The sequence below is a fragment of the Kitasatospora sp. NPDC050463 genome, from assembly GCF_040655255.1.
GTDB lineage: Bacteria > Actinomycetota > Actinomycetes > Streptomycetales > Streptomycetaceae > Kitasatospora.
Genome location: NZ_JBFAJO010000084.1, coordinates 1 through 8,650 on the forward strand (window position 1 = coordinate 1; position 8,650 = coordinate 8,650).

Here is an 8,650-nt window from a genome sequence, read left to right on the forward strand (position 1 = left end):
AGCGCGTCCGCCCCCGCACCACCGAACTCCTCCGGCACGTGCACCGCATGCAGGTCATTGGCCCGCAACGCCTCCAACGCCTCCTGCGGGAACCGACCCTGCTCGTCCACCTCCGCCGCGAACGGAGCGATCTTCGCCTCGGCCAGCGAACGCACCGCCTCACGAAGCATCTCGTGCTCCTCGGAGATCCGGAAGAGATCGAAGTCCGACGCCCCTGCGCTGCCCGCCATGATGCCCGCCTCGCCGCTCAGTTGTGGTTAGTTACCGTTAAGTAGATCCTAGGGCTCCGACCTGCGACTGCCTAGGTTCAGTCGACCTCGGCCCCCAGGGTGTCGCCGGCCCGGTGCTCCTGGAAGTACTGCGGCATCCGGTCGTTTCGCATCGCCTCCCAGAGCTGCGCGGCCGGGCGCTCGTCCAGCAGGACGACGCTCTGACCGTCCCGGGTGTCGAAGCCGCCGAACGGCGCGTTCATGAAGCGGACGTCGTCGGGGCGCAGCGAGCGCAGGCTCCAGGCGAGCTGGAAGAGGTCGGTGTTGGAGAGCCGGTCGTCCACGCTCACCACCTCGCCGACCGACTGCAGCAGACCGCCCAGTCGGGACGGGCTGGTCAGCGTGCCGGAGTCCATGATCCGCAGCATCAGCGCGCGCAGGAAGTTCTGCTGGCGCTTGGTGCGGTCGAGGTCCCCGCCGGGCAGGCCGTAGCGCTCCCGGACGTAGAGCAGCGCCTGCGCACCGTCCATGTGATGGGTGCCCGCCTCCCAGGCGCGGGCCTCGCCGACGGCCTCGATGGTGCGCGGGATGGCGATGTCCACGCCGCCGACGGCGTCGGTGAGGGCACGGAAGCCGTTCCAGTCGACCACCGCGAGGTGGTCGATCCGGATGCCGGTGAGGTTCTGCACGGTCTCGGTCATCAGCGCCGGGCCGCCCCAGGAGTAGGCGGCGTTGAGCTTGGCCCGGCCGTGGCCGGGGACGTCCACCCAGGTGTCGCGGGCCAGCGAGACCAGCGAGGCGCTGCGGCGGTCGTCGGAGAGGTGCAGCAGCATCATGGTGTCGCTGCGGGCCGCGCCCTCCCGCCAGACCGGGGCCTCGGCCCGGCTGCCGGTGGTCGGGACGTCCGAGCGCGCGTCCAGGCCGACCAGCAGCAGGTTGAGCCCGCTCGCCGGGACGGGCTTCGGCTGGGCGGACTCCGGCGCGGTCGGGAAGGCGTCCGGGATCCGGGTGACGGAGGAGGCGTAGTGATCGGCCGCCCAGAAGAGGGCGCCGCCCGTGCCGAGGACCAGCACCAGCAGGACGGAGAGCGTCCAGAGCAGGACGCGGCGGGTGCGGCGGCGCCGGGTCGGCGGTTCGGGCGGTTCCTCGCCATCGCGCGGCTCGAAGAGACTGAGCCGCGCGGCGCGGTCGGGTCCATCGGTGCGGTCGGGTCCATCGGCGCGGTCCGGTTCGTCGGCGCGCTGCGGTTCGTCGGTGCGGTCCGGTTCGTCGACGGGGGGTCCGTCCGTGCTCTCGGGCTTCGGATCCATGCGCGCATTGTGCCGCCGGTCACAGCGCGCGCGTAGGGGTTCCACCGGATCGCGCCCCGCGTACGCCCGGGGGTCTGCGCCCGTACCCGCACTGCCCGATCATCGGTGCAGGCAGGACTGCCTGGGCCGGGCCGGTACGGGCGGATAGCATCGGTGCTCGCAGGTCCTGCCCGTCCCACGGCAGTCCAGGTCGAGAACCAGCAAAGGGGAACCAGTGACCCTCCGCATCTCCGTGATCGGCACCGGCTATCTCGGCGCCACCCACGCCGCCGCCATGGCCGAGTTCGGCTTCGAGGTGCTGGGTCTGGACATCGACCCGGACAAGATCGCCACGCTGACCGCCGGCCGGGTGCCGATGTACGAGCCGGGCCTGTCCGAGCTGCTGCTCAAGCATGTGTCGGGCCACGAGGGTTCGACCGGCCGGCTGCGCTTCACCACCTCCGTCCAGGAGGCCGCGGAGTTCGGCGACGTGCACTTCGTCTGCGTCAACACCCCGCAGCGCAAGGGCGAGTTCGCCGCCGACATGTCCTACGTGGACGCCGCGATCGACGGGCTCGCCCCCCATCTGACCCGCCCGGTGCTGGTGGTCGGCAAGTCCACCGTCCCGGTCGGCTCGGCGAACCGGCTGGCCGAGCGGCTGGCCGCGCTGGCGCCGGTCGGTGCGGGCGCGGAGCTCGCCTGGAACCCGGAGTTCCTGCGCGAGGGCTTCGCCGTCCAGGACACCCTGCGCCCGGACCGGATCGTGGTCGGCTCCCGCAGCGAATACGCCGAGCGGGTGCTGCGCGAGGTGTACGCCGAACCGATCGCGGCCGGAGTGCCGTTCGTGGTCACCGACTTCGCCACGGCCGAGCTGGTCAAGGCCGCCGCCAACTCCTTCCTGGCCACCAAGATCTCGTTCATCAACGCGATGTCCGAGGTCTGCGAGGCCGCCGGCGCCGACGTCACCCTGCTCTCCACCGCGCTCGGCTACGACGAGCGGATCGGCCGCAAGTTCCTCAACGCGGGCATCGGCTTCGGCGGCGGCTGCCTGCCCAAGGACATCCGGGCCTTCATGGCCCGGGCCGGGGAGCTGGGTGCCGACCAGGCCCTGACCTTCCTGCGCGAGGTCGACTCGATCAACATGCGCCGGCGTTCCCGGATGGTCGAGCTGGCCCGCGAGCAGTGCGGCGGCGGCTTCCTCGGTCGCCGGGTCGCCGTCCTCGGCGCCGCCTTCAAGCCGAACTCGGACGACATCCGGGACTCCCCCGCGCTCAACGTCGCCGCCCAGATCCAGCTCCAGGGCGCGCAGGTCACGGTGTACGACCCGAAGGCGATGGACAACGCCCGCAAGATGTTCCCGGGCCTGGCCTACGCCGAGTCCCCGCTGGAGGCCGCCGAGGGCGCGCACGTGGTGCTGCACCTCACCGAGTGGCAGGAGTTCCGCGACCTCGACCCGGCCGAGCTGGGCGCGGTGGTCGCCGAGCGCCGCCTGCTGGACGGCCGCAACGCCCTGGACGCCGCCGCCTGGCGCGCGGCCGGCTGGACGTACCGGGCGCTGGGCCGCCCGAGCTGACGGACGGAGCGCCGGGGCCCGCCGGTCGTCCGGCGGCCGGCGGGCCCCTCCCGAGCCGCTTGCGCGCCTAGCCCGCGAGCCCGAGGCGCGGGATCTCGATGGCGGGGCACTTGTCCATCACCATCGCGAGACCGGCCGCCCGCGCCCGCTCGTACGCGGCCTCGTCCACCACGCCGAGCTGGAACCAGACCGCCCCGGCGCCGATGGCCACGGCCTCGTCGGCCACCGCGCCGGCGAGGTCGGACCGGACGAAGGCGTCGACCACGTCGACCTCGAACGGGATGTCCGACAGGGTCGCGTACCCCTTCTCCCCGTGGACCGTCTCGGCCTTGGGGTGCACGGGCACGATGCGCTTCCCGAAGCGCTGCAGCACCTCGGCCACGCCGTACGCGGCGCGCCGCTGGTTGGACGAGAGGCCGACGACGGCCCAGGTGTCGCCCAGCTCGGTAAGGATCCTGCGGACCGTCTCCGGGTCGCCGTACATGCCCTGCCTCCTCGCAGCCGCTGACTCACCACTCCCAGCACCCCTGGCCCACCGGCCATTCCCGGGCGGCCGCTCCGCCGGGGCGGGGTCGGTCCGGCTCAGCCGTCGAGCTGCGTGATGGTGGCGATGGACGGCCCGCGGGTGGTCCGCAGGTCGCGCGCGACGGCCTCGGCGTCGCGCAGCACGCGGACCGCGTTGTGCCAGGTGAGCTTCCCGAGGTCGCTCCGCGACCAGCCGCGGCCGAGCAGTTCGGCGATCAGGTTGGGGTAGCCGGCCACGTCGTCCAGCCCGGCCGGGAGGAACGCGGTGCCGTCGAAGTCGCCGCCGATGCCGATGTGGTCGATGCCGGCCGCCTCGCGCATGTGGTCGAGGTGGTCGGCGACGGTGGCCGGGGTGGCGACCGGGCGCGGGGTGGCCTGTTCGAAGGCCCGCTGGCAGGCCATCCCGGCCGGGGTGGTGTCGAGGTGGTCGAAGCCGTGGGCGCGCATGTTCTCGTCGGCGGCGACGGTCCACTCGATGGCGGCGGGCAGGATGAACTTGGGGACGAAGGTGGCCATCGCGACGCCGCCGTTGGCTGCCAGCCGGCCGAGCACGTCGTCCGGGATGTTGCGCGGGTGGTCGCAGACGGCGCGTGCGGAGGAGTGCGAGAAGAGCACCGGCGCCTCGCTGACCCGGAGCGCATCGCGCATGGTGTCGGCGGAGACGTGGGAGAGGTCGACCAGCATGCCGAGCCGGTTCATCTCCCGGACGACCTCCTCGCCGAACCGGGTCAGGCCCCGGGCCGCCGGCTTGTCGGTGGCGGAGTCGGCCCACGGGGTGTTGTCGTTGTGGGTGAGCGTCAGGTACCGGACGCCGAGCTCGTACAGGGCGCGCAGGGTGGCGAGCGAGCAGTCGATGGAGTGGCCGCCCTCGGCGCCCATCAGGGAGGCGATCCGGCCCTCGGCACGAGCAGTCTCGATGTCCTCGGCGGTGAACGCGAGCCGGAGCCGGTCGGGGAAGCGCGCGGCCAGGGCCCGGACGAAGTCGATCTGCTCCAGGGTGGCGCTGACGGCGTGGTCGCCGGCCAGCCGCGAGGGGACGTAGACGGACCAGAACTGCGCGCCGACCCCGCCCGCGGCGAGGCGGGCGAGGTCGGTGTGCAGCCGGGAACTCTGGTCGGCGGCCAGGTCGAGCGTGTCGAGGTCGTAGCCGACCTGCTCGCGCATCGCCCAGGGGAGGTCGTTGTGGCCGTCCACCACGGGGGTGTCGCGGAGGAGGGCGCGGGCACGGTCCAGCAGGTCGGCCGGGTCGGGCTGCTCAGCGGAGTCCAACAGCTCAGAGGTCATACAGGCTGTTGTATCCGATATGACTACTTTCCAAAGCCGAAGGAGGCGGAACCCGCCACCTTGGCCCGCAGCTTCTTCCCCTTCTCGGTGGCCTGGCTGTTCAGCTCGGCCTGGAAGTCCGTCATCTTCTCGGTCAGCTCCGGGTCGAACGCGGCCAGCATCCGCACCGCCAGCAGGCCCGCGTTGCGCGCGCCCGCCACCGAGACGGTGGCCACCGGCACCCCGGCCGGCATCTGGACGATCGACAGCAGGCTGTCCATGCCGTCCAGGTAACGCAGCGGCACCGGGACACCGATGACCGGCAGCGGGGTGACCGAGGCGAGCATGCCCGGCAGGTGGGCGGCGCCGCCGGCGCCCGCGATGATCGCCTTCAGCCCGCGCTTGTGGGCGCTCTCGCCGTACGCGACCATCTCGCGCGGCATCCGGTGCGCGGAGACGACGTCCACCTCGTAGGGGATCTCGAACTCGTCGAGGGCCTGGGCCGCGGCCTCCATGACCGGCCAGTCGGAGTCCGAGCCCATCACGATGCCGACAAGGGGGTGGCTCATTCGGTGATCGTTCCTCGCAGGTAGGCGGCCGCATGGCGGGCGCGCTCGCGGACGTCGTCGAGGTCGTCCCCGAAGACGTTGACGTGGCCGACCTTGCGGCCGGGCTTCACGTCCTTCCCGTACATGTGGATCCGCAGGCCCGGGTCGCGGGCCATGCAGTGCAGGAAGGCGTGGTACATGTCCGGGTAGTCGCCGCCGAGGACGTTGACCATGACGGTCCACTTGGCGCGCGGCCGCGGGTCGCCGAGCGGCAGGTCGAGCACGGCCCGCAGGTGGTTCTCGAACTGCGAGGTGACGGCGCCGTCCTGGGTCCAGTGCCCGGAGTTGTGCGGGCGCATGGCCAGCTCGTTGACCAGGATCCGGCCGTCCCGGGTCTGGAACAGCTCGACCGCGAGGTGGCCGGTGATGTCCAGCTCGCCGGCGATCCGCAGGGCCAGCTGCTGGGCCTCGTCGGAGAGGGCCGGGTCGAGGTCCGGCGCCGGGGCGGTGACCTCTGCGCAGACGCCGTTCTCCTGGAGGCTCTCCACCACCGGGTAGGCGACGGCCTGGCCGCTGGGCGAGCGGACCACGTTGGCCGCCAGCTCGCGGACGAAGTCCACCTTCTCCTCGGCCAGGACGGGGACGCCGGCCAGGAACGGCGCCTGCGCCTCCTGCTCGTCGTCGACGACCCAGACGCCCTTGCCGTCGTAGCCGCCGCGGACGGTCTTGAGGACGACCGGATATCCGGTGCCCTCCTCGGCGAAGGCCGTCACGTCGGCCGGGTCGGCGACGATCCGGTGGCGGGGGCAGGGCACCCCGATGGAGTCGAGCTTCGCGCGCATCACACCCTTGTCCTGGGCGTTGACCAGCGCCTGGGGGCCGGGCCGGACGGCCACGCCGTCGGCCTGCAGGGCCCGCAGGTGCTCGGTCGGCACGTGCTCGTGGTCGAAGGTGATCACGTCACAGCCGGCCGCGAAGCGGCGCAGCGTGTCGAGGTCGCGGTAGTCGCCGAGGACGGTGTCGGCGACCACCTGCGCGGCGGAGTCCTGGGGCGTGTCGGCGAGGAGTTTGAACCTGACCCCCAGCGGGATGCCCGCCTGGTGTGCCATGCGGGCCAACTGCCCGCCGCCGATCATGCCCACCACTGGAAAATTCGCATTGCCCGGGGAAGTCACCCCGCCAGGATATCCGGGCCGGTCGGGGGCCATGGAACCACTTCGCCCCCGGGCCCGTCCCAGAGGGCGAGGAACCCTGGGGGCTGAGCCGATCGGCGGAAGCGGGTAGCCTGGACCGCTAGGTCCTGGTACGCGTGATCCGATCATGTGCGTGCACGCAGGGCTCAAGGGCCGGCCGCGCATCCGCTCCGGGCCCCTTGTCCGCTGGCACATGGAGGCAGCCCGGTATGGCGACGACCGCAGCGTCGACCCCCTCGCTGGCGCAGAAGTTGCGCGGGCTCAAGGGCGAGGTCGTGAAGTTCGGCATCGTCGGCCTGAGCGGCGTGGTGGTCAACTTCGCCCTCTTCTGGGTCTGCATCAACGGTCTGGGCCTCGCCTCGGTGCGGTCGAACATCGTGGCGACGGTCGTCGCGATCGCGACCAACTACCTCGGCTACCGCTACTGGCTCTACCGGGACCGCGACGCCGCCGCCCGCAAGCGCGAGATCACGCTGTTCCTGCTGTTCAGCGGCGCCGGGATGCTGATCGAGACCGGCGTGCTGGGCTTCTCCCGGTACGTGCTCGGCCTGGACACGCCGTTCGAGCAGCTGGCCGCCAAGGTGGTCGGCCTCGCGGTGGCGACGGTGTTCCGCTTCGTCTCCTACCGGACGTGGGTCTTCAAGGCGATCCCGGAGACGGCCGCCGAGGCCGAGCCGGCCGCCGAGGTCGTCGCGCAGGCCGAACTGGTGCTGGCCACCGAGGAGATCCGGTACGCCAAGGCCGAGTAGGCCGCCCCGCTTGCCCTGCCCGCGCCCGCGGGAGGACAGTGGTGAGCGAGGGCGAGCACGGCCGGCGAACGATCGAGGCCCCGGGGGTTCCCAGGAGGTTCGCCATGGCGTTCGTCCAGATCATCGACTGCAAGACCGACAGGGTGGACGACCTCAACCGGCTCATGGACAGCTGGGCCGAGCAGACCGAGGGCCGACGGACGGTCGGGCACGCGATGGTCGCCACCGACCGCGCCGACCCGCGGCACCTGGTGGAGATCGTCGAGTTCGCCTCCTACGAGGACGCGATGAAGAACTCCGCACTGCCCGAGACCGACCGGATCTTCCGGGAGATGGTCGCGCTCTGCGACGCACCGCCGACCTTCACCGACCTGGACGTGGTCCGCGACACCCGGTTCTGAGCACGGCACCCTGTTCTGAGCACGGCACCCGGTCCGGGGAACGGCGGGTACGGACGAACCCGGGGTACATCACCGGGGTCGCTGGCGTGGTGTGCACGGACGGCAGCCCGGCCGGAGGCGTGGCTCCGGCCGGGCTGTGGTGGGTCAGGCGGCTACGTAGTGCCAGCCCTGGTTCGTGCCGCCGGTACGGGCCCACTGGATCACCGCGGTGCCGTCGGCCGTCCCGGCACCGGACACGTCGAGCAGCAACCCGCTGTTCATGTTGGGGAACCGGCGCGGGGAGTCGGCGGTGCCGTCGGACTCCTCGGACCACCACTGGTTGTCGCCCTCGTTGCAGCTCCACTGGACGGCCTGGGTGCCCCACGCGGTGCTTCCCCCCGGAATGTCCAGGCACTTGCCGCTCAGGACGTTGACCAGGTAGCCCCGGTCCCAGGTCCACTTCTGGTTGTCCCCGCCGTTGCAGCTCCACTGGATCACCGCGGCGCCGTCCGCGGTGCTCCCGCCGGCGACGTCCAGACACTTGCCGCTGGCCGCGTTGACGAGCTGGAACACGCTGGGCGTGGCGGCCCGGGCCGGGGCGGCGGGCGCGGCCACGGCGAGCACCGCGGCCGCGGCGAGCACCGCGGCGGCGGAGGTGAGGCGTCCGGTGCCGGTCGTTCTGTTCATTGGTCCCCCTGTGAGTCCGTGGCGCGCTTCCCGCGCGGCCGCGCGTATTCGATCACGGCGCACCGGCGGGCAGGAAGCCCTTTTCTTCACTTCTTCAGGACCGGCGCGGACTGCGGGTGGGCAGCCCCTCGGTCAGCTCGGCCCGGCGGGCGCGGGGGAAGCCGGACCTAGTCGCCCCGCACGGCTGCGCCCCAGGCTGTGCCAGTCGTCCCTGCGGCTGAGCGCCAGGCTGTG

At 72.2% G+C, this 8,650-nt stretch carries 9 protein-coding genes and 1 pseudogene; 3 read left to right on the plus strand and 7 right to left on the minus strand.

The features are described from left to right. Window positions 1–230, minus strand: a 230-nt coding sequence (locus AB0J08_RS34795) for an acyl-CoA dehydrogenase family protein (protein ID WP_360642089.1), incomplete at its 3' end; no start/stop codon positions are given. A 77-nt stretch (window positions 231–307) separates the two neighbouring features. Then, entirely contained in the window at window positions 308–1,519 is a 1,212-nt protein-coding gene (locus tag AB0J08_RS34800) for an LCP family protein (RefSeq protein ID WP_360642091.1), read from the minus strand. 214 nt (window positions 1,520–1,733) lie between these two features. Between AB0J08_RS34800 and AB0J08_RS34805 the strand changes: the two genes are divergently transcribed. Continuing rightward, window positions 1,734–3,071, plus strand: a complete 1,338-nt coding sequence (locus AB0J08_RS34805) for a UDP-glucose/GDP-mannose dehydrogenase family protein (protein WP_360642093.1) — start codon at window positions 1,734–1,736, stop codon at window positions 3,069–3,071. Window positions 3,072–3,138: 67 nt separating this feature from the next. Here AB0J08_RS34805 and AB0J08_RS34810 read toward each other — a convergent pair whose 3' ends face one another. From AB0J08_RS34810 to AB0J08_RS34825, 4 genes are all read right to left on the minus strand, one after another. After that, window positions 3,139–3,555: a CoA-binding protein gene (locus AB0J08_RS34810; RefSeq protein WP_360642095.1), complete on the minus strand. Its 417-nt coding sequence runs from the start codon at window positions 3,553–3,555 to the stop codon at window positions 3,139–3,141. 98 nt (window positions 3,556–3,653) lie between these two features. Beyond that, entirely contained in the window at window positions 3,654–4,880 is a 1,227-nt protein-coding gene (locus tag AB0J08_RS34815; protein ID WP_360642097.1) for a dipeptidase, read from the minus strand. A 23-nt stretch (window positions 4,881–4,903) separates the two neighbouring features. Further along, window positions 4,904–5,428, minus strand: coding sequence for a 5-(carboxyamino)imidazole ribonucleotide mutase (purE, locus tag AB0J08_RS34820; protein WP_360642099.1), 525 nt, complete (start codon window positions 5,426–5,428; stop codon window positions 4,904–4,906). Beyond that, on the minus strand, window positions 5,425–6,615 hold the full coding sequence (locus AB0J08_RS34825; protein WP_360642101.1) for a 5-(carboxyamino)imidazole ribonucleotide synthase: 1,191 nt from the start codon (window positions 6,613–6,615) through the stop codon (window positions 5,425–5,427). Before AB0J08_RS34825 ends, purE begins: the two co-directional genes overlap by 4 nt. Before the next feature lie 194 nt (window positions 6,616–6,809). Here AB0J08_RS34825 and AB0J08_RS34830 point away from each other — a divergent pair, with 194 nt between their 5' ends. Continuing rightward, window positions 6,810–7,349: a GtrA family protein gene (locus AB0J08_RS34830; RefSeq protein WP_360642103.1), complete on the plus strand. Its 540-nt coding sequence runs from the start codon at window positions 6,810–6,812 to the stop codon at window positions 7,347–7,349. A 104-nt stretch (window positions 7,350–7,453) separates the two neighbouring features. Beyond that, window positions 7,454–7,744 (plus strand): annotated as a pseudogene (locus AB0J08_RS34835) (ester cyclase); the annotation flags it as partial. A gap of 150 nt (window positions 7,745–7,894) precedes the next feature. On the opposite strand, the gene AB0J08_RS34840 reads toward AB0J08_RS34835, so the two are convergent. After that, window positions 7,895–8,416 carry an RICIN domain-containing protein gene (locus tag AB0J08_RS34840; RefSeq protein WP_360642105.1) on the minus strand — a complete coding sequence of 174 codons (522 nt, stop codon included), beginning with the start codon at window positions 8,414–8,416 and terminating at the stop codon, window positions 7,895–7,897. Window positions 8,417–8,650 lie beyond the last annotated feature (234 nt).